Genomic DNA, 18741 nt, shown 5'->3' with positions numbered 1-18741 from the left:
GAGGCTTGTTTATGCAAATTTCAGCAGAATCCGCCGAAACGCTTGCGCTTAAAGTCCTTGCTTGGCTGGTCGGACACGATGAGTTGCTGCCGGTTTTTCTGGGCTCGACAGGTGCAGCAGTCGATGACCTGCGCGACAGAGCGGACGATCCCGATTTCCTGGTTTCTGTTCTGGATTTTCTGCTCCTTGACGATTCGTGGGTGGTGGCGTTTTGTGACGAAAATTCAGTCCCCTATGACGTCCCCGTTCAAGCGCGCTCAATGTTGTCTGGCGGGGCAGAAATCCACTGGACGTGACCCCATCTGTTTTCAGGAGCGTAAGAATGCCGGTTGATGCCATCGTGTTCGATAAGGACGGCACCTTGTTTGACTTTGCAAATACCTGGGGCGCGTTTGGCCGTTCGATTTTGATGCGATTGACAAACGGAAATGAAATGCGTGCGGCTGAAATGGGCCGCATCATCGGCTATGATTTCGAAAAACAAGCCTATTCGACAGACAGTATCGTGATCGCCGGGACAGTTGAAGAGATTGCCCAGATCCTGCTTCCGCATCTCGATGGATTCTCGCAGGACCAGCTGGTTGACCTGATGAGTGCCGAGGCCGAGGTGGTGCCGCAATCACCCGCTGTGCCGTTGCGCCCCTTTATTGAAGGCTTGCGGGGCTTGGGCCTCAAACTGGGCGTGGCAACCAACGACAGTGAACACCCGGCGCGTCAACATCTCGAATCGGCCGGCATCAAGGACCATTTCGACTTTATTGCCGGATATGACAGCGGCCACGGGTTTAAACCCGGCCCCGGTCAACTGCTGGCCTTTGCCAAACATGTCAGCGTGGATCCCACCCGCATCGCCATGGTGGGTGACAGCCTTCACGATCTTCAGGCGGGGCGGGCGGCCGGGATGATCACGATCGGTGTTCTGACGGGGTTGGCCGGGACCGACGATCTGGCGCCAATGGCAGATGTTGTGTTGCCGGATATCGGGCATATTCCAAACTGGCTGGCCCAAACGCGGAGTGATGGGCTGAAATTCGATAACTCGGAATAAAACCGACACAACCTGTCGCAGATAGAGCGGCCAGCAATCGGAGTTCGGGGCTTGTTTGGTCAACAACCAGGCAGGAGGCAACGATGGCTGACAGTGCAACACGTAAACGTCGCGGCGGTGGACGGGCCGGGGCGGCTGCCCGCCGGGGCAGCGCGGCAATCGAGCAGATGCCATGGAATCCGCCGGTCAACATCGACGCCCCGACCGAACCGCTGGATCAGGCGGGGATCGAGGCGATCCACGAGGGTGCGATGCGTATTCTCGAAGAAATTGGTATCGAATTCTACAACGAAGAGGCCATCGGGATCCTGCGTGAGGCGGGCTGCACGATTGACGGGGACAACGTCCGGATGGGGCGTGATTTTGTCATGGAAATGGTGGCAAAGGCACCCGAAAGCTTCACCATCACGCCGCGAAATCCCCAGCGGACAATTGAAGTTGGTGGCAAAAACCTGCTGTTCGGAAATGTTTCCTCACCGCCCAATTACTGGGATATGGAAATCGGAACCAAAGTCCCCGGCAATCGCGAAATGTGCCGGAACCTTCTGAAGCTGACCCAATATTTCAACTGTATCCACTTCGCGGGTGGGTATCCGGTCGAACCGGTTGATATCCATGCCAGCGTGCGCCATCTGGATGTTCTCTATGACAAGCTGACGCTGACCGACAAGGCGATGCACGCGTATTCTCTGGGCAAAGAGCGTGTCGAAGACGTGATGGAGATGGTCCGGATTGCCAGCGGTCTCAGCCACGAGGAATTCGAAGCGACTCCGCGCATGTACACCAATATCAACTCGACCTCGCCACTGAAACATGACCAACCGATGATCGATGGCTGTCTGCGCTTGGCACGGCGGGGGCAGGCGATTGTGGTGACCCCATTCACACTGGCGGGTGCCATGGCGCCGGTCACCATGGCGGGTGCGGTTGCGCAGTCTTTGGCCGAGGCGCTCTGCGCCATCGCTCTGTTCCAATACGTGCGGCCGGGCATTCCGTGTGTGATCGGTACATTCACATCCAATGTGGATATGAAATCAGGCGCGCCAGCTTTTGGGACCCCGGAATACATGCGGTCGACCCAGATGACCGGGCAGATGGCACGCTACTACGGCTTACCGATGCGATCTTCGGGTGTTTGTGCGGCCAATGTGCCGGATGGCCAGTCGGTCTGGGAGACATCGAATTCCCTGTGGGCGGCCGTACAGTCCGGCACCAACATGGTTTATCATGCGGCGGGCTGGCTGGAGGGCGGTCTGATCGCAAGCCCCGAGAAGTTTGTCATGGATTGCGAAATCCTGCAGCAGATCCAGCGCTATATGAACCCCGATCTGACGGCCACCGGGCCAGACGAAATAGCGTTGGACGCGATCCGATCTGTTGGCAACGATGGCCATTTCTTTGGCATTCAGCACACGCAGGACCGTTACACCACGGCCTTTTATCAACCCTTCCTGAGCGACTGGAAAAACTACGAGGGATGGGAAATCGCCGGAGGCATCTGGACCGCCGAGCGGGCCCATCACATGTTCAAGGAGATTATCTCGAGCTTTGAGGCACCCGCACTGGATGAAGGTATCCGCGAGGAACTGGCTGAGTTTGTTGCACGCCGCAAGGCAGAGGGTGGGGCGCCCACGGATTTCTGATGGAATGAGGCTTGGTATCGCTATGATACTCCGTCGCATTTGCGACAACTATCGGCGCGCTTTGGCTAATTGTTAAGGTTTGTCGGACCAGATTGGACAGGAAACCAATCTGGGGCATGTCATGCATGGTCTGACCAATCGGGCTATACAGTCATTCGTGTGCGCAACCTACGGGCAGTCGTGCTGGCTGCGTGTGACCGAGGCTGCGGGCCTGGACTTTGTCGAGTTCGAGGCCATGCTTTTGTATGAAGCCGGTATGTCCACCCGGGTTGTGGATGCTCTGAGTGCGGATCTGAACCGCCCGCGTTCCGAACTTCTGGAAGATCTGGGAACCTATCTGGTGTCCCATCCGAATATGGAAGAGTTGCGCAGGCTGCTGCGATTTGGCGGAGTAACTTATGTCGAGTTTCTGCACTCTCTTGACGATCTTGCGGATCGGGTGCGGCTGGCGGTTTCCGATCTCAAGCTGCCCGCGCTGGAACTTCGGGAACTGTCACCGACCGAGTATCAACTGTACTGCTATCCCGGTCTGCCGGGGTATTCCAGCACTATGGTCGGCGTCTTGCGGGCGATGGCCGACGACTACGGCGCGCTTGTTATGCTGTCCCATGACGGGCAGCAGGGTGACGTCGAGATCATTTCGATTATCCTTGTGGAAAGCGCCTTTACCGAGGGTCGGCATTTTGACCTGGGGGCGAGAAACGGATGATGAAACCCAGTGAACTGGCCGATCTTTTGGAAACGCTGTGTCCGATGTTCCTGTTGTTGGACGACGCGGGGCGTATCCAACGGACCGGGCCGACGCTGCAAAAACTCCGTCCGGGCAAACCGCTCGCGGGGCAGAACTTTCTCGATGTGTTCGAACTGATCCGCCCGCGTACCCTGACAACCATTACAGATCTCAATTCTGCGGCCGGGGCAAAACTGCGTCTCAGATTTCTGGATGAACCAAGAACGGCGCTCAAGGGGCTAGTTGCCCCGCTGCCTGACGGGCGCGGCGCGGTGGTCAATCTGTCCTTTGGTATTTCGATATTGGATGCGGTTCAGGACTATGCGCTGACGAGCGCGGATTTCTCCGGCACCGATCTGGCCATCGAACTGCTTTATCTTGTCGAGGCAAAATCAGCGGCGATGCAGGCATCAAGGTCTCTGAATCTGCGCCTGCAAGACGCTATGATTGCCGCAGAAGAGCAGGCTTATACAGATACCTTGACCGGGTTGAAAAACCGTCGCGCTATGGATCACATGATCGGGCAACTGATTTCGACCAGTTGTACTTTTGCGCTGATGCATCTGGATCTGGATTTTTTCAAGTCAGTAAACGATCAGTTTGGTCATGCTGCCGGCGATTTCGTTCTTCAGCAGGCCGCACGGATCATGATCGAAGAGACGCGCAGCGAGGATACCGTGGCCAGATCTGGTGGGGATGAGTTTGTCATCATCTTCAAGGGATTGACCCAAAAAGACAGGTTGGCGTCAATTGCGGATCGTCTTATCCGGCGGCTGAACGAACCGATGGCATTCCGACGGCAGGTTTGTCGCGTTTCAGTGAGCATAGGCACCGCAGTTTCAACGCAGTTTGAGTCCTTACAAGCGGCGGAAATTCTGCACGCCGCCGATCTTGCGCTGTATCAAGCCAAAGGAGAGGGGCGGTCTTGCCACCGGTTGTATTCGCCGGTTGCGTTGAGCGAATCCGGGAAATTGCAAAGCCAGAAAGTCGGCGAAAACAGGTGAAAAGGGCAGAGGGGTGAGCATCGCATCCTGCCATGCGCATCGCCGTTAGTTATGCGAGTATCGGTTGCGTTAGTACATTTATGCGGCGGCCTTGAAGGCCTGACATATCTTGTTTGCTATCTGCCTTTGGATCAGGGGCAGTTCGCCGACCACAGGCAAGACGATGCCCGAAAAACCTGCCCTTTCCAGTTCCTCGGGCACGTCGTCCAGAACATGTCCGCCCATGCAGGCAAAGAACGGAAGACAAACAGCTTTCTGCGACATTCCACTGGCGGCTTCGGATATGGACGGACGCTCTTCGACAAATCCAACCCGAATGGAGTTAAAAGGGAGCTTTCGCGACAGTTGAGACGCGAAGTCTGTCGCAACCGCAGAGGGGTTGCGACTGCGTCCTGAGCCATGTGCCGCAATGACCAGATCAGTGTCGTCGGTTGCCCATTGCCGTTCGGACAATGCTGCGCGCAGGGCGCTGGCTGACAGTTCAGGTAAATCTGGATCAATCCCCAGAGGATCCAGGATGCGCCGTTTCCGGGTCCCAAGACGTTTTGGCAGCGCGCTCGTCACGAACCAGCCCTTCGCCATGAACAGCGGATAAATCACGACGCTGTCTGGCAGGCTGTCCACTTTTGCCTCAAGCACCCCCGGAGCGGCCAGAGTGGCGCCGTGCACCGTCACGTCGCCGCTCAATGCGTCGACTTTCGCGGCAAATGCGGCCAGCGCCTCCTGCGCGGGGGCGGGGTCAGACGGCTGACCATGAGCGACGATAATGGCATGAGGCATGCGCGGGTTCCTGTTTGAATGCAAGATAGGTGCTTCACCGGGGCGTAATGTCAATGCAGGTTCCGCCTGGTCAGCCCAGTACGGTCAGCCAGAGCCACACCGTCAGGATGGATGCAGCCGTTCCGATCAGGACAGAGGAGGCCGCGACACGTTTGGCACGCCCATACATGCTGGCAAAGATGTACGCGTTGAAACCCGGCGCCATGGCGGCATTCAGCACACCCGAGCGGAACAAATCCTGCGGCAGGCCCACGGATTTTCCGAATAGCCAGACAAGGCTTGGGTGCAGCATCAGTGAGATGCAGCAGACATAGGCGATGGTGCGCAGATCGCCTTCGGGTTTGTATTTGACCAGCACGCCCCCCAAGGCGAACAGGGCACCGGGCAAGGCCGCGCGGGACACCAGCCCCAGCGCCTCATCCACCACGGCCGGTATGGCGAGGCCGGACAGGTTGACCACAAATCCCAGTGCGATCCCCAGGATCAGCGCGTTTTTGAACATAGCGGACAGGACCGAGCGGGCCATATGTGCACGCCCATGCCCACGGCTTCGAACAACCTCCATGACCGTGATCCCGACGCCGTAGCAAAAGGGGGAATGGAAGGCGATGATAGCGTAGTTCCCGGTTAGGTTTTCGGTCCCGTAGGCGCGTTCCGTGATGGGCAAGCCCAGCAGGACGGAGTTGGAAAACAGACAGCAGAACCCGATGGCGACGCAGTCCTCCCAATCGCGTCCAAAGAGGATCCGGGCTCCGAACAGGCCAGCCATAAAGCACAGAGCGGCCGAAGAATAAAAGCTGGCAAGCAGGCGCGGGTCGAAGCTGGCGCTTAGGTCCAGATGCGCGATGGCCAGAAACAAAAGGCAGGGAATGGCAAAGCCCTGCGTGAACTTCATCAGCCCGTCGACATGTACTTCTTTGAAATATCCCGACCGTGTTGCGGCATACCCCGCACCGATGACCAGAAAGACCGGCAGAATGACATTGATCAGGTTCTGCAGCATGTCAGCCCGTCGCTGGTCTGCGGTGTCGGGACCCGACGGAGCCGTATGCCGTTCAGATCGAACAGGGTCTCACAGCGCCTGATGGAGGATCATCCCGTCATAAGCAGGGGTGACGTTGTCGGGTGTTTCGGTTTCGACCGTGGCGTAATCGAGATCGATGTGCATGTTGGTCAGAATGGCACGTTTGGGTCGCAATTTCTCAATCCAACCCAGGGTCTTTTCCAGATGCGTGTGCGTCGGGTGCGGACTGCGTCTGAGGGCGTCGATCACAAGACAATCGAGGCCTTCCATTTCAGGCCAGGCATCATCATAGATTTCTGCCACATCCGGCAAATATGCGAGCTTGCCGATGCGAAACCCCAGCGAGTCGATCGAGCCGTGATTGACCTTGAACGGGCGAAACGGAATTGGGCCTCCCGGTCCGTCGACGCCGAACGCACCGTCGATGGTTTTTAGGTCCAGAATTGGCGGATAGGGTGAGCCTTCCGGCTGGATAAACGCATATCCGAACCGCCCAAGCAGGGCATTTTGTGTATCACCGTCGGCCCAGACCGGCACGCGGGTGCGCATGTTGAATACGATCATCCGCAGATCATCGATGCCATGCACGTGGTCGGCATGGGAATGCGTGTAGACGACGCCATCCAGGCGCCCGGTTCCCGTGTCCAGCAATTGGCTTCGCATATCGGGGGTCGTATCGATCAGAACTGAAGTTGTTCCATTGGGTCCGTCACGTTCAACCAGCATCGAGCAGCGTCGGCGGATGTTCTTGGGATTGTCCGGATCACAGTCACCCCAATGCCCGCCCAGCCGGGGAACGCCGCCGGATGATCCGCAGCCAAGGATGGTGAACCGCAACTGGGTCATGCAGCCGCCTTGTAGGCGGCTGCCTTGCTGAACAGCCGATCGAAGTTCACCTGCGTTTGCGCGGCGAAGGCGGCATACTCCATGCCAAAAACTTCGGCCCCTTTCCGGGCCGTGTGTGCGGTATAGGCCGGCTCGTTCCGTTTGCCGCGAAAAGGCGGCGGCGCCAAATACGGAGCGTCGGTTTCCACCAGAATGCGATCCACCGGTGCATCGGCAAAGATATCGCGCAATTCCTGACTTTTGGGAAAGGCCGCGATACCCGACATTGACAGGTAGAAGCCAAGGTCCAGCGCCGCCTTGGCCAATTCGGCACTTGAGGAAAAGCAATGCATGACGCAGGTGTAGGGCGCGTTTCGGTATTCCTCGGTCAGAATGCGGGCCATGTCCTCATCTGCGGCGCGGGCGTGGATGATTAGAGGCAACCCGGTGCGCTGGGCCGCCTCGATATGGACGCGCAGAGAGCGTTTCTGCAGGTCTGCGCTGTTGGCAGTGTAGTGATAATCCAGTCCAGATTCGCCAATGCCGACAAATTTCGGGTGCATTGACAGTGCGACCAGTTCATCAACGGTGGCCATCGGTTCGTCCGCCACGCTCATCGGGTGGGTGCCAGCGGCGTAGAACACCGGGCCATGGGCCTCGGCGATTGCGCGAATGGCGGGTTCGTTGCGCAGCCGCGTGCAGATGGTCACCATCCGGGTTACGCCAGCCTCCGCCGCGCGCGCAACGACCGCGTCCAACTGCCCATCGAAATCCGGAAAATCCAGATGGCAATGGCTGTCAGTGATCTGGGGGGTGTCGCTCATCAACTCTGACCGGCGGTTTCCTGTATCTTGAACACCGTATCTAGGACCAACGCAGCAGGGTCAAGGTTCACAGCTTGCCCGTGACGCGCCCGCGACGTGATCACAGCGGCCACCTCGGCCCAGCGCCGTGCTTGATGCGGAGAGGCAGACAGGCGCGACAAGGTTTCTGCCTCGTTCGGAGCGGCCTCTGGTGCAGGCGGCGAACCAGTTGCCCCGGTCAGAGCAAGCCGTGCAAGTGCCACGTCGATCAGCGTCAGCAGCAACTCGAGCTTTTCCGCAGCGCCCCGTTGGGCTGCGGCCTCGGCCAGCACCAGCGCCCGCTGCCGGTCAAGTCGGGGCAGTGTTCCCAGAATGGCGATCAGTTCAGCATAAATCTCCAACCCGCCCAGATTGATCAGCCGGACCGCATCCCCCACTGAACCCGCCGCCAATGCCGCCAGATGATCACCCTGCGGCGGCTGCTCAGCGCCAGCCTGTGCAAGTGCGGATTGCATCTCTTCAGGTCCAAGCGGCAACAGGCGCAATGTGCGACAGCGCGACCGGATGGTTGGCAACAACCGCGAAGGCTGGTGTGAGACCAACAACAGTGTTGTGCGGGCCGGCGGTTCTTCGAGCATTTTCAGCAGGGCATTGGCGGCGCTGACATTCATCTCGTCGGCGGAATCGACAATCACCACCCGGCGGCCACCATCGGTCGAGGACAGGCCGAAAAACCGTCCCAGTTTGCGAATGTCGTCGACAACGATCTCACCTCTGAGACGGCCCTGGTCATTCAGAGACCGGGTGATCGCGGCAAGTCCTGGTTCCGCACCGGCAAGAATGCGGTGCGAGACCGGATGATCAGGGTCGACATCCAGCGTGTCAGGGGGCGGGGGCGCCCCAAACAGTCCGCCGTTATCGACCGGAGGTGTCGCGAGCAGAAACCGGGCGATCCGCCAGGCCAGTGTTGCTTTGCCAACACCGCGCGGCCCGGTCAGCAACCAGCCATGGTGCAAACGTCCAGACGTATAGGCGGTCAAAAAGGCCTGTTCCGCCGCGTACTGCCCAAACAAGTGTGCTGTCTCGCGTGGGTGCGGGGCGCCGGGCGCCTGATCCGGGGTTGGGGTGTCGTCACTCATCGCCTATCGCAAAGCTGCCGTGACGATCTGTGCCACATCCTGCGCGACGCTGTCCATGTCGCGATTGCCGTCGACAACGCGAAAACGGTCGGAGAACTCTTCGGCAAGTGCCAGAAAACCAGCGCGCATTTTCCGCTGCAAAGCCGGCCCGAAATCTTCAAACCGCTCTTCGGTGCCCTGCCGCCCTTTGGCGCGGGACAGACCGGTATCGGGGTCCATGTCGATCAAAAGGGTCATATCCGGTTCGCGTCGGATCATGAGGCTGTGCAGTTGGTCGACCAGCCCGCGCAGGTCACCGCGCGACAGGCCCTGATACATGCGTGTGCTGTCGGCGAACCGATCACAGATCACAACTTTGCCTTTTGCCAGCGCGGGTTCGATGGTGCGTTCCAGATGATCGCGACGTGCGGCGGTAAACAAAAGGATTTCCGTCTCCGCAGACCAGCGCTCGGGGTCGCCCTCCAGAACGAGGCTGCGGATTTCTTCCGCCCCGGGAGACCCACCGGGTTCGCGTGTCAACACCACCTCGCGACCTGCGTCGCGCAGATGATCCGCGAGCATGCGCGCCTGAGTGGACTTGCCTGATCCGTCAATGCCTTCAAAGGTCAGAAACAACCCAGCGCTCGTCACATTGAGTCCAGCGGGGTATTGATGACATCCTTCAGAACGATCCCGCCCACGGTCATCATGCGCACCGCAAAACCGCCCACTGCCACGTCCTCGGCTGCTACTAGAGGGCGCCGGATTTCCGGCAATCCTTCGGGTTTGATGACCAGTTCGGCGAGTTGTTGACCTTTGGCAACAGGCGCGTTGATTGGCCCTTCATACACCACTTCGGCTTCGACATCTTGTGTTCCCAGGACCGGGAACAGAACATTCAGATCGCCCTCGGGCACCAGACCGACCGTTTTTTTCTCTCCCATCCACAGCTTCGCTTCGGCTATCGGCGTTTCTGCTGTGGCAACAGTCCTCTCGACAAAATTTCGAAACGACCAGTTAACCACGGCCTCAGCCTCCTCTGCGCGCTGGCCGGTTGTATCGATGCCGGTGAGAACGAAGATCACCCGGCGATCCCCTTGCTTTGCCGACCCAACAAGTCCGTAGCCGGCCTCCTGTGTGTGGCCGGTTTTCAAACCATCCGCGCCAATGTCCAGCCGCAGCAGCGGATTGCGGTTTCGCGCGTTCGAAGGCGCCCGTCCGTCAAACTCGAATACTTCCTCGTCGAACAGCGGGTAATACTCCGGGAAGTCCGTGATCAGACGATCCGCGACCACCGCCAGATCGTGCACCGACATCATATGACCCGCAGCAGGCCAGCCATTCGAGTTGATAAAGTTTGAATGGTTCATCCCCATCTGCTTGGCGCGCTGGGTCATATAGCGTGCGAACCCCGCCTCTGTCCCGTCGGGGCTGAGCGCTTCGGCTATGACAACACAGGCGTCATTGCCTGAGAGGACGATAATCCCGCGCAGCAAGTCTTCGACCGTTACGCGATCCTGCGTGTTCAGGAACATGGTCGAGCCGCCATAGCTCATCGCGTGTTCCGACACCGGCAGGGTTTCGTTCATCGTGAGGCGCCCGTCCCGCAATGCCTCGAACGCAACATAAAGCGTCATGAGTTTGGACATCGATGCCGGCGGAAGCGGCTGATCCGCGTCTTTCGACAACAGCACCGTGCCGGTTGTCTGATCCATCACATAAGCCGCCCTGGCGGACGTGTCGAAGGCGTGGGCGGGCAGGGCAAGCAGTGCCAGCCCCAAGGTGAGCACGGAACCACGCAGCGAATTAAGCATGTGAAGTCTCCTATCTCAGTTGGACACAGTGAACGCGTCGGTAAACCCCAGATCTTTGACGTCGTTCAACAAAGCTTTGCGTTCTGGGCGCGTTGCTGCGGGGCCGACCAGAACCCGCCAGACCGTATTGCCCTCGGCCGTGAGTTCGCGCACCTCCGCCGACATGCCGTTTCTGCGAATTTTCTCTGCGGCGCTGTTGGCATTGGCCTCAACACCAAATGTACCGATCTGAACAAAGGGTTTTGCCAGAGCGGACGTCGTTGCCGTCGCGGTTACCGCTGCAGCGGCAGGGGCCGCTTCGGTCGCATCGATGGCCGCTGCGGCCCCTTCGATGGGGTCGAGCGGCGTTTCGGTAATCTCGTTCGGTTTTTTCCTCTGCCACCACTTGCGTTTGGCGGGTGGTTCGGCGGGCGCTGCAACAGGGGCGTCAGACAGGGCAGGGGCCGCTGCTGTTGTCGCTGCTGGCGCTTCCGCAGCGACCTCGGCCGCCTCGTCAGCGGTTGATGCGGCCAAACCAGCTGCTGTCCCGGCTGCTGCTGCCGCAGCTGGTTCTTTTCTCTGCCACCACTTTCGCTTCGCGGGTTTTTCGGCCTCGGCCGCAACGGGCTCTTCAGATGTGGCCGTCGCAGTTTCGACGGCTGCCTCTGTCGCTTCGTCATCAGGCAGAGGTGCGGCGTCTTCTTCCTGCGGCACGGGCTCTTCGACAACCACCTCACGCCGCAGGGCCACAACGTTGAGCCGTGTGGGCGCACCGGCCAGAATACCCAACTGCTCAGCAGCCGCAGACGACACCTGCAGCGCAGGCCCCGGCAGGTTTCGTTCCCGCCGGAACAGAGCGCCGGTGACGGACTTATTGTTTGCGGCGTTCTTGATAACCACGCGCTCGGGCTGAGTAACATCCGGATGAGCGACCCAAATCCCGCCCAGAGACGGGCGTCCGTCCCAAAGCCCGGCCTCGGTCACTTCGAATACGTCGGGCGCTTCGACATCGCGCTGCGACCCGCTGGTAACCTCAGGCAACAGTTCTGTTGATCCTTCGTTGGGCTCGGGTTTTTCAGCCGACCCAAAAGGTTCCTCGCATCCGGACAGAACGGCCAAAGCCAAAACCAGAAACGCCAGCCTTTTCGGCCCCGGGCGTATCTCAGTCGCTCGCTTCATTTTCTCATCCCTTGCCTGATGGGGCCTCGTTTCCCGAGCCCTGCCGCCGGTCGGCTGGTTCTTTTGCCAGCGTCGTACGGTCTTTGTTGCGGATCATAGCGTGGGTACTTTGTCATGGAAAGACCGCTGCGCATGCTTCGGCAAGAAATCCCTATTTCGACTTGCCTCTGATTTCAGTTGGCCTTAGACCCGCCCCACGCGGGGAGGTGGCAGAGTGGTCGAATGCGGCGGTCTTGAAAACCGTTGGGCGTGAGAGCGTCCCCAGGGTTCGAATCCCTGTCTCCCCGCCATTCGCCGCCGATTGCGCGGCGGGCTCTAATACCTTACTTGACGACCTCTTTGCGGGACAAAGCTGCCGTCTTTTCCAATCGTGCCATGAACACTTATTTGCTATGCATCTTAGAACCGGATAGCCGATTGGTGCGGAAGCGGAGAAATCATGGGTATTAGTATTGACAACTTGCGAACCATTGAGCCTATCGCAATTGAAGACCTCGAGAAGCTCCATACAGGCAGCCTTCTGACGCGACTTAAGCTTTTAAGAAGTTTGCAAGATTCGTTCGAGCTAAGCGATTGGCTTCCTGAGGAACGCGATGCAGTTGAGGCTGCTGGCCTTATTGCCTTCAAAGAAACCGCAATTTGGGAAGCCGCATTTGCTGACGTCAAACAGCTACTTGATGACCGCGAACACATATCAAGAGGCAGCAAAGAAAAGCGTCAGCATGCAGCGTTTCAGAAGCAAAACAGATAGCTACTTTAGGCTCAAAGCCGTCGGATGGAGAAAGACGTTCGGGCGACGCAAACCTTTTTCTCTTGCCTGCTTGGAACGCGTGCCTACCGCTTTCCAGCACTGAGCGTTTCAGCACATTGACGTCGAAGCCTGCCTGATTTTTTGCGCATGTCTGGAAGAAGTCGGCAATCCAAAGAGCCGGGCGGCCCGGAAGATCAATCCAAATGATGCGCTGCGCGCGGTGCGAGAGGACCTAAATATCCCAGATGACGTGATCCCAGATGACGTGCGCACCACGATGGCCCAGCCTAACTTCGCCACTCACGCCAATCCCGACAACAAATCGGTAGCAGCGCGCTATGGGCCCGCGGTTTTTGAAACGACCCGACCACGAGCGATCAAGGGTCATTGTTGATGTGGCTACCGGTCGGTCGAACAAGGCCGCCGAGGTGGGTGCCATGCAAAAGATGCGCGACCGGACCGAAGACCGTTTTGACCCGGCGGCATCGCGAATGGTTTTTCTGCAAGGCTCTTTGACTAGCCAGTGAAGTAATGGCGGTACAGGACTTCATGCATGTTACGTCGACAATCACCAAGATCCATGAGCTCGCGCTCTGATATCATGTCGGCTTCGCGCTTCTTCCTTTTATACGCGGCCCTCTTTTCACGCTTTGCTTTCCGGTCTTCGGCGGACGCAAAGAGATTGGAAAATACACCGTTTCTGGTGATGAAGTCTGCGTAGGCCATCATTACACCCTCCTTTGCATGATCGGCTGTTCCCGAGAAATAGATTGGGTGCGCGGCTGAAACGCGCGTGTCTGGTAGGTTAACGTCGCTTAATCATGATCCGCGTTCTGCGATCAGCGTGTTGGTCGATCCCGGTTTCCGTCGAGGGCGCAGTAGAAGAATGTATCGCGCGCCATAAGAGGTAGAAATTGGCGGTCCGATATCCGTCAATGGGATGTGCCGGAAGATTGCGAAGGAGGATGGAGGCCTGGTTCCACGGCCGACCGCACTCGGCGGTAGATGAAGGGAGCATGCATGAACAGCTCAAGCTCTAGACCCAGCCGATTTCCAAAGCGACTATTCCAAGCAAGACTGTTCAGCGCGGCCTGCCAGGGCGTGTTCGGCGCCGTCGGTAATCAGAGCGAACTTGTTTCGACGCAGAACCGGCACCAAATTCAAACGCAGCGTTAACAGATGCTCGCTGTCGCAAGGGCCGTGGTCTGAGAGTGAACTCAGCCTGCCCCTTGTCTTGCACATCATCAACCGAAGATAAGGATCTGACATGTCCGCAGGACTCACACGAATGAACCCGAAGACACTGCCTGATGCAGGAAAAGTAGGCTATTCGCAGATTACGGTCGCCAACCCGGGTCGATTGGCCTTTGTTTCCGGTCAGGTTGCTTGGAACGCAGACGGATCTGCAATCCCTGAAACACTTGAAGCGCAATCCAAACAGGTTGTGGCAAATCTCAACGCGGCCTTGCAATCTATCGGGGCCAGTCCGGAAGATATTGTACAGATGCGCATCTACATGACCGATCTGAACGACGACACCATAGGCGTCGCGATGCACGAGATCATGGAATTTCTGGGCGGCGAACAACCGAGCCTGACCGGCATTGGCGTCGCCGCATTGGCAAGTCCAGAGCTTAAGATCGAGGTGGAAATGGTGGTTCAGATACCGGGCTGAGCCTGACAATGACACAGCGTGTACAGCATGGCTGACCTGGTGCCTCAGAGCCTGTCTTTATCACCTCAGATTGAGGCGACTGACACCAACTCGATTTGTGCAGCAACTGCAACGAAAAACAGGACGCTGCCCGTCAGAACAAACACATGCCAGATGGTGTTATGGAACGGTAGCCACTCCAAAAGATAAAAGGCAACGCCAGCAGTATAGACAACTCCGCCAGCGATCATCAAAATCAGAACCGCTGGTGGCAGTTCGGCCAGCATCGAGTGCCCTGCCCAAACCACGGCCCATCCCATCATCAGATAGAGCGCAAGCCCGAACCATCGAAAGCGGTTTGGATCCACCAGCTTCAAAAGCGATCCAAGCGTTGCCGACGACCAGAGGCCGATCAAAAGCCCGGGTATCTGAACGCCTGACAGCAGAATAAAGGGTGTGTAGGTGCCAGCGATCTTAACGTAGATGCCGGAATGGTCGAGGCGGCGGAGAACGTCAGACCATCTCTCGCTCTCGATCATGTTGTAGAGCGCAGAAAAAGTCAGCATCAGAACCAGCGTAATACCGTATATCGACGCCCCCAGAATGGCTGCGGGATCAGAACGATAAAAGACGGTCATCGTGATCAGCACGGGCACGGCTATGAGAGCCGAAGAAACACCCAGAACATGAACAACCCCGTCGCTTATGCGTTCAGCACGGCTGTAGGCCGGACGAATGTCTGCAAAAGACCTCATGAATATCAACTTATGGTCCGGCATGCAGATCGACAAGCCGTGGACACCCTGTAAGACCGGGTTGAACGCGCCGTTGCAGAGCGTCTTTCAGGGTTTCAGGTCGGATCGTCATCCGGTTTGGGGTCTTTGTATCTGTTGAGGTCCAGAATACCCGCCTGGACAGGGTCCTGCCGCGTGAAAAACGAATGGACTTGATCACTTACCTGCCAAAACATCGGGCTGGTTCGCCGTACGCCATAGGTCGACGCCACCTCCATCCAGTCCTGTTGCGAGTTCATGGACTTCAGCGCTTCGCCGAAAGAGGGCAATTGGCTTTGACGCAGATGGAAATAAAAATTCGGGTAGCTCCCGATCAAACCCGGCATGATTGTTATCACGTCCGACTGCGGGTCCCGCCGGGAGTCTTCCTCGAACAGAAAGGCGATGTTGTCATGCGCTTTGTCGTGCACAAGCGTGAAGACGTCCGGTGTTGCGCCGTTTGAATCGATGACGAGAACGGACAGATCCGGCAAGTATTTCACCCAGTCGCCGCGCTGGTTTGCCAATGTCCGCAGGACGCGCTCGGTGTCACCATCGTCGGGCTCAGGGCAGCTTGTGTCCGCGCATCGATTAATCGCATCATCGACGGGCCACAGCCCGCCACCCCGATCCAGCAGCGACAACAGGAATTCCTGTTTTGGGCTTTCGGTCTCGAAAGCGATACCCGCGGGAAAGCTGTCGTCGACACGACGCCGATGCCAATACGTATGAATTTCGGCCAAAACACCCTTGTACCAGCTTCGATGCATGTCCTGCCGCACGGCTCTTGGCATGAAGGACAGGAACGTATCCTCGCTTTCCATCCGCAACTCGTCCATATAAAGGCGCGTCGAAAGCTGGTGTTCCACGCGTCCGAATACGTCATATCCAGCCACCAGATTGTAATAGATGCGTTCGAAAATCGGATAATCGATGACCCACGCGGTCTCGGGAATGCCGCCATGAAACCCGGTCACGGCGGACGCATTGTCAAAGTGGCGAAACACAGTGATCAGCGCATTCGGGTTTGTGCCGTCCCCATCCCATATCGCGTCGTAGCCGAACCCGGTCTTATGCGCAGCGCTTGTCTGATAGCGCGCGTCCCGAAACTCCAGATATTGGATTTGATTTTGATGTGAGAAGCCCTGCAGATCCCCCAGAACGCCGTCATCGATTTGCGACACTGGCAGTTCCAGAAACGTGGCGCCGTCCGCCAGATAGCTTGGGTCGGTGATTGACAGATCGGCGTCCGGATCCAGAAAACTGACCCAGAACCGATCTTCGATTACATCGACTGCAGTTTCCCCGTGGCAAACCGGGCCTCGGATAAAGCTGCGGACAAAGAACAGCGCGTCATCCAGAAGAAACTGATAGCGGCTTCGGGCCGGGATGTCGGCAAACGTGCTGAACGGGTCGCCGCCTTCGGCATCGCCATAGATCGGAAGGGTTTGAACGCTCCAGTCAGGGTCGAAAAACACCTCCTGAAACCGTACCATACGGTCGGGACCCAGCGTGTAAACCAAGTGTTCCTTATGTACGATCGTCTCGTCAATCAGCCGCAATCGGTAATAAAACGGGCGATCGCCGGGATCGTCGAATGGACGACGGGTCGCAACAACGTCAATTCTCTCGCCGGGCGGGGTTGTCGAGCGTACAAGCTGAAAGAACCGGCGAGGCGTGTCTGTCTGAAAGTGGAGGCGGGCCAGAAATAAATGCTCGTAAAGGTACCGGCTGACCAATTGGCTGCGTAGGCCGTCTGCATTCAAGAAGGCTTCCCAAGATGCGATCTGCGCGGCGATGTCGTTCGGAATCTCGACGGGGTTCGACGCAATCAGTGCCCCGTTTTGGGCCCAGGACAAAAGCATCGTGTACTCTGCGTCATCAAGTGGCGCGCTTGCGTATGGCATGCCCGCCAATGGTTGATTTTCACGAAATGCATCAAATTCCGCAGGTGTCGGGCAGACCAGCGGGCGGTCGAGTTCCAGACCAAGTTCGTCTGGAAGAGGTGCATTTACAGGCAGTGGGTTGTTTCGGCCCAATTCAAGATATTCCGCCAGCAGATTGGTCGTGTTCGCCGGCGCGGTTGGCTCGCCTGTAACCGGGTGAAACCCAAGACCCCGCCACCCGGATACCGTCTGAGCGTCAATGCCCAACCGTGTCGGCTGTGCGTCGCTCAGACGTTCGGTGTGGTAAATCGCGTCTTTGCTCCCGCCACGTATCAGCCCCTCGGGCACGGTCAGCTTGAGCTGGCACGGCGCGTCATAACAGCTATGACAGACGACGCAGCGGTGATCCAGGATTGGCTTCACGTCGGTCCAATCCACATCAGCCTGCGCGCTACTATAGGGCGAGGTCCCAAGTACGATGGTTAGCGCCATGCTCAACCAGACTAATGTCATGAAACTTCGAAGAACCGGGGCGTTCAAGATACCCCTGAAATACAAGGCGGGTTTGGGATAGGTGCGCATACATCGTGCCTCAGTTGGGGACGGCGCTGATTGCTGCGCCGCCCCTGAACTTGCCTATTCAAAATTGTACGGAACGCCAGCCTGGTTGATGACGCTGTTGTACTCACGGAAGATACCGACGATCTTCTCATGCACTTCGCCTTCCTGGGCGATCTCATCCCAGAACTGCTTGGCCGCGTTTTCAACCTCGGCCCATTCCGACGCGGGAACTGACCGTAATTCGAGCTTGTCGCCGTTGGCGCGCAGGGCCGCTTCGCCGCCCCAATACCACTGATTGCGGTAGGTGTGGCTGGCCTCGATACCGGCCATCACAATGGATTTCAGGTGATCGGGCAACTCGGTCCATCGTTCCTGGTTGGCAAACCACGATCCGATCCAGGCGCCCGAGATGTTGTTGGTCAGGAAGTAGTCGGTCACATCTGCCCAGCCAACCGTGTAATCCTCGGTGATGCCGGACCAGGCCATACCGTCCAACTCGCCGGTCTGCACGGCCACTTCGGCGTCCTCATACGGGATATTCACCGGGACCACACCGAACTGGGCCAGGAACCGCCCCGCTGTCGGGAAGGTATAGAGCTTTAGGCCATCCAGATCGGCGACCGACGTGATCTCTTTCTTTGTGTTGAAGTTGCAGGGATCCTGCCCTGCTGCCGACAACCACTGCACACCAACTTTGGCGTATTCGTCACGCCAGATATCCGCGAGTCCGTACTGGTTGAACAGCACCGGTACGTCGAGAATGTGCTTGGTGGCAAACGGAAAATACCCGCCGAACACCCGCAGCGGTGTGGGCGAGGCCATCGAGTCATCGTCAGAATGCACCCCGTCGATGGTTCCGCGCTGAAGCGCCTGGAACAGCTCACCTGTCGGCACGATCTGGTCCGCGTAGAACAGTTCGATTTCCAACTCACCATTTGCGTTGGCGTTGATATAGTCGATCGCCGGTTTGGTCACATGTTCGCCCAGCGCACCGCCGGCGTAGGTCTGAAAGCGCCATTTGATTGGGGCCTGCGCTTTGACAATGGCAGGGGCCGCAAGTATTGCGGGCGCTGCCACAGCAGCAGTTTTCAGAAATCTGCGTCGTGTCGTGGTCATGGTCATCCTCTCCTGTGCTTATAATTGAACCTCGAACCGGTTGACCCGGTCAC

The 18741-nt window shown here is 57.9% G+C and carries 19 protein-coding genes and 1 tRNA gene; 8 read left to right on the top strand and 12 right to left on the bottom strand.

What is annotated here, in order from left to right:
• The first annotated feature begins 11 nt into the window (after nucleotides 1-11).
• The 5 genes from ACR3ES_RS16340 (at nucleotide 12) to ACR3ES_RS16320 (ending at nucleotide 4425) form a co-directional block, all read left to right on the top strand.
• Nucleotides 12-296 carry a DUF3572 domain-containing protein gene (locus ACR3ES_RS16340; protein ID WP_170433471.1) on the top strand — a complete coding sequence of 95 codons (285 nt, stop codon included), beginning with the start codon at nucleotides 12-14 and terminating at the stop codon, nucleotides 294-296.
• A gap of 26 nt (nucleotides 297-322) precedes the next feature.
• Entirely contained in the window at nucleotides 323-1048 is a 726-nt protein-coding gene (locus ACR3ES_RS16335) for an HAD family hydrolase (RefSeq protein WP_170433473.1), read from the top strand.
• Nucleotides 1049-1131: 83 nt separating this feature from the next.
• Nucleotides 1132-2691, top strand: a complete 1560-nt coding sequence (locus tag ACR3ES_RS16330) for a trimethylamine methyltransferase family protein (protein ID WP_480423887.1) — start codon at nucleotides 1132-1134, stop codon at nucleotides 2689-2691.
• Between the two features lie 121 nt (nucleotides 2692-2812).
• The gene (locus ACR3ES_RS16325; RefSeq protein WP_170433477.1) at nucleotides 2813-3400 is read left to right on the top strand and encodes a heme NO-binding domain-containing protein; all 588 of its coding nucleotides are present in this window, start codon (nucleotides 2813-2815) and stop codon (nucleotides 3398-3400) included.
• Entirely contained in the window at nucleotides 3397-4425 is a 1029-nt protein-coding gene (locus ACR3ES_RS16320) for a GGDEF domain-containing protein (protein WP_170433479.1), read from the top strand. Before ACR3ES_RS16325 ends, ACR3ES_RS16320 begins: the two co-directional genes overlap by 4 nt.
• Nucleotides 4426-4503: 78 nt before the next feature.
• Here ACR3ES_RS16320 and ACR3ES_RS16315 read toward each other — a convergent pair whose 3' ends face one another.
• From ACR3ES_RS16315 to ACR3ES_RS16280, 8 genes are all read right to left on the bottom strand, one after another.
• A complete protein-coding gene (locus tag ACR3ES_RS16315) occupies nucleotides 4504-5205 on the bottom strand; it encodes a CbiX/SirB N-terminal domain-containing protein (protein WP_170433480.1) in 702 nt (233 codons plus the stop codon).
• A gap of 70 nt (nucleotides 5206-5275) precedes the next feature.
• Entirely contained in the window at nucleotides 5276-6208 is a 933-nt protein-coding gene (locus ACR3ES_RS16310) for an AEC family transporter (protein ID WP_170433483.1), read from the bottom strand.
• A gap of 69 nt (nucleotides 6209-6277) precedes the next feature.
• On the bottom strand, nucleotides 6278-7075 hold the full coding sequence (locus ACR3ES_RS16305; RefSeq protein ID WP_170433485.1) for an MBL fold metallo-hydrolase: 798 nt from the start codon (nucleotides 7073-7075) through the stop codon (nucleotides 6278-6280).
• Nucleotides 7072-7878, bottom strand: a complete 807-nt coding sequence (locus tag ACR3ES_RS16300) for a TatD family hydrolase (RefSeq protein ID WP_170433487.1) — start codon at nucleotides 7876-7878, stop codon at nucleotides 7072-7074. The genes ACR3ES_RS16305 and ACR3ES_RS16300 overlap by 4 nt, the downstream gene beginning before the upstream one ends.
• Nucleotides 7878-8996: a DNA polymerase III subunit delta' gene (locus ACR3ES_RS16295; protein ID WP_170433489.1), complete on the bottom strand. Its 1119-nt coding sequence runs from the start codon at nucleotides 8994-8996 to the stop codon at nucleotides 7878-7880. The genes ACR3ES_RS16300 and ACR3ES_RS16295 overlap by 1 nt, the downstream gene beginning before the upstream one ends.
• A gap of 3 nt (nucleotides 8997-8999) precedes the next feature.
• Nucleotides 9000-9626, bottom strand: a complete 627-nt coding sequence (tmk, locus tag ACR3ES_RS16290) for a dTMP kinase (protein WP_170433491.1) — start codon at nucleotides 9624-9626, stop codon at nucleotides 9000-9002.
• Nucleotides 9623-10789, bottom strand: a complete 1167-nt coding sequence (locus ACR3ES_RS16285) for a D-alanyl-D-alanine carboxypeptidase family protein (protein WP_170433493.1) — start codon at nucleotides 10787-10789, stop codon at nucleotides 9623-9625. The genes tmk and ACR3ES_RS16285 overlap by 4 nt, the downstream gene beginning before the upstream one ends.
• Nucleotides 10790-10804: 15 nt before the next feature.
• The gene (locus tag ACR3ES_RS16280) at nucleotides 10805-11947 is read right to left on the bottom strand and encodes an SPOR domain-containing protein (protein ID WP_170433494.1); all 1143 of its coding nucleotides are present in this window, start codon (nucleotides 11945-11947) and stop codon (nucleotides 10805-10807) included.
• 200 nt (nucleotides 11948-12147) lie between these two features.
• Here ACR3ES_RS16280 and ACR3ES_RS16275 point away from each other — a divergent pair.
• Both ACR3ES_RS16275 and ACR3ES_RS16270 read left to right on the top strand, forming a co-directional pair.
• Nucleotides 12148-12237 (top strand) — tRNA-Ser (locus ACR3ES_RS16275).
• A gap of 149 nt (nucleotides 12238-12386) precedes the next feature.
• Entirely contained in the window at nucleotides 12387-12698 is a 312-nt protein-coding gene (locus ACR3ES_RS16270; RefSeq protein WP_170433496.1) for a hypothetical protein, read from the top strand.
• 516 nt (nucleotides 12699-13214) lie between these two features.
• Here the strand turns inward: ACR3ES_RS16270 and ACR3ES_RS16265 are convergent.
• Nucleotides 13215-13427: a hypothetical protein gene (locus ACR3ES_RS16265; RefSeq protein ID WP_170433498.1), complete on the bottom strand. Its 213-nt coding sequence runs from the start codon at nucleotides 13425-13427 to the stop codon at nucleotides 13215-13217.
• Nucleotides 13428-13986: 559 nt separating this feature from the next.
• Here ACR3ES_RS16265 and ACR3ES_RS16260 point away from each other — a divergent pair.
• Nucleotides 13987-14373 carry a RidA family protein gene (locus ACR3ES_RS16260; RefSeq protein WP_480423883.1) on the top strand — a complete coding sequence of 129 codons (387 nt, stop codon included), beginning with the start codon at nucleotides 13987-13989 and terminating at the stop codon, nucleotides 14371-14373.
• Nucleotides 14374-14438: 65 nt separating this feature from the next.
• On the opposite strand, the gene trhA is transcribed toward ACR3ES_RS16260, so the two are convergent.
• From trhA to ACR3ES_RS16245, 3 genes are all read right to left on the bottom strand, one after another.
• Nucleotides 14439-15107 (bottom strand): PAQR family membrane homeostasis protein TrhA, encoded by a 669-nt coding sequence (gene trhA, locus ACR3ES_RS16255; RefSeq protein WP_170433502.1) that lies wholly within the window; start codon nucleotides 15105-15107, stop codon nucleotides 14439-14441.
• Between the two features lie 95 nt (nucleotides 15108-15202).
• A complete protein-coding gene (locus tag ACR3ES_RS16250; RefSeq protein ID WP_480423882.1) occupies nucleotides 15203-17524 on the bottom strand; it encodes a fatty acid cis/trans isomerase in 2322 nt (773 codons plus the stop codon).
• 123 nt (nucleotides 17525-17647) lie between these two features.
• On the bottom strand, nucleotides 17648-18688 hold the full coding sequence (locus tag ACR3ES_RS16245) for a TRAP transporter substrate-binding protein (protein WP_170433504.1): 1041 nt from the start codon (nucleotides 18686-18688) through the stop codon (nucleotides 17648-17650).
• Between the last annotated feature and the right edge of the window lie 53 nt (nucleotides 18689-18741).

Source organism: Ruegeria sp. B1 (genome assembly GCF_056535885.1).
This window is presented reverse-complemented; position numbering and strand designations above follow the sequence as displayed.

Coding starts and splice junctions, on each gene's coding strand:
- ACR3ES_RS16300 (WP_170433487.1), bottom strand. CDS start 7,878: ATGAGCGACACCCCCCAGATCACTGACAGCCATTGCCATCTGGATTTT.
- ACR3ES_RS16250 (WP_480423882.1), bottom strand. CDS start 17,524: ATGACATTAGTCTGGTTGAGCATGGCGCTAACCATCGTACTTGGGACC.
- ACR3ES_RS16325 (WP_170433477.1), top strand. CDS start 2,813: ATGCATGGTCTGACCAATCGGGCTATACAGTCATTCGTGTGCGCAACC.
- ACR3ES_RS16310 (WP_170433483.1), bottom strand. CDS start 6,208: ATGCTGCAGAACCTGATCAATGTCATTCTGCCGGTCTTTCTGGTCATC.
- ACR3ES_RS16280 (WP_170433494.1), bottom strand. CDS start 11,947: ATGAAGCGAGCGACTGAGATACGCCCGGGGCCGAAAAGGCTGGCGTTT.
- ACR3ES_RS16305 (WP_170433485.1), bottom strand. CDS start 7,075: ATGACCCAGTTGCGGTTCACCATCCTTGGCTGCGGATCATCCGGCGGC.
- ACR3ES_RS16260 (WP_480423883.1), top strand. CDS start 13,987: ATGAACCCGAAGACACTGCCTGATGCAGGAAAAGTAGGCTATTCGCAG.
- ACR3ES_RS16340 (WP_170433471.1), top strand. CDS start 12: ATGCAAATTTCAGCAGAATCCGCCGAAACGCTTGCGCTTAAAGTCCTT.
- ACR3ES_RS16245 (WP_170433504.1), bottom strand. CDS start 18,688: ATGACCACGACACGACGCAGATTTCTGAAAACTGCTGCTGTGGCAGCG.
- ACR3ES_RS16265 (WP_170433498.1), bottom strand. CDS start 13,427: ATGATGGCCTACGCAGACTTCATCACCAGAAACGGTGTATTTTCCAAT.
- ACR3ES_RS16270 (WP_170433496.1), top strand. CDS start 12,387: ATGGGTATTAGTATTGACAACTTGCGAACCATTGAGCCTATCGCAATT.
- ACR3ES_RS16315 (WP_170433480.1), bottom strand. CDS start 5,205: ATGCCTCATGCCATTATCGTCGCTCATGGTCAGCCGTCTGACCCCGCC.
- ACR3ES_RS16320 (WP_170433479.1), top strand. CDS start 3,397: ATGATGAAACCCAGTGAACTGGCCGATCTTTTGGAAACGCTGTGTCCG.
- ACR3ES_RS16335 (WP_170433473.1), top strand. CDS start 323: ATGCCGGTTGATGCCATCGTGTTCGATAAGGACGGCACCTTGTTTGAC.
- ACR3ES_RS16295 (WP_170433489.1), bottom strand. CDS start 8,996: ATGAGTGACGACACCCCAACCCCGGATCAGGCGCCCGGCGCCCCGCAC.
- ACR3ES_RS16285 (WP_170433493.1), bottom strand. CDS start 10,789: ATGCTTAATTCGCTGCGTGGTTCCGTGCTCACCTTGGGGCTGGCACTG.
- ACR3ES_RS16330 (WP_480423887.1), top strand. CDS start 1,132: ATGGCTGACAGTGCAACACGTAAACGTCGCGGCGGTGGACGGGCCGGG.
- trhA (WP_170433502.1), bottom strand. CDS start 15,107: ATGAGGTCTTTTGCAGACATTCGTCCGGCCTACAGCCGTGCTGAACGC.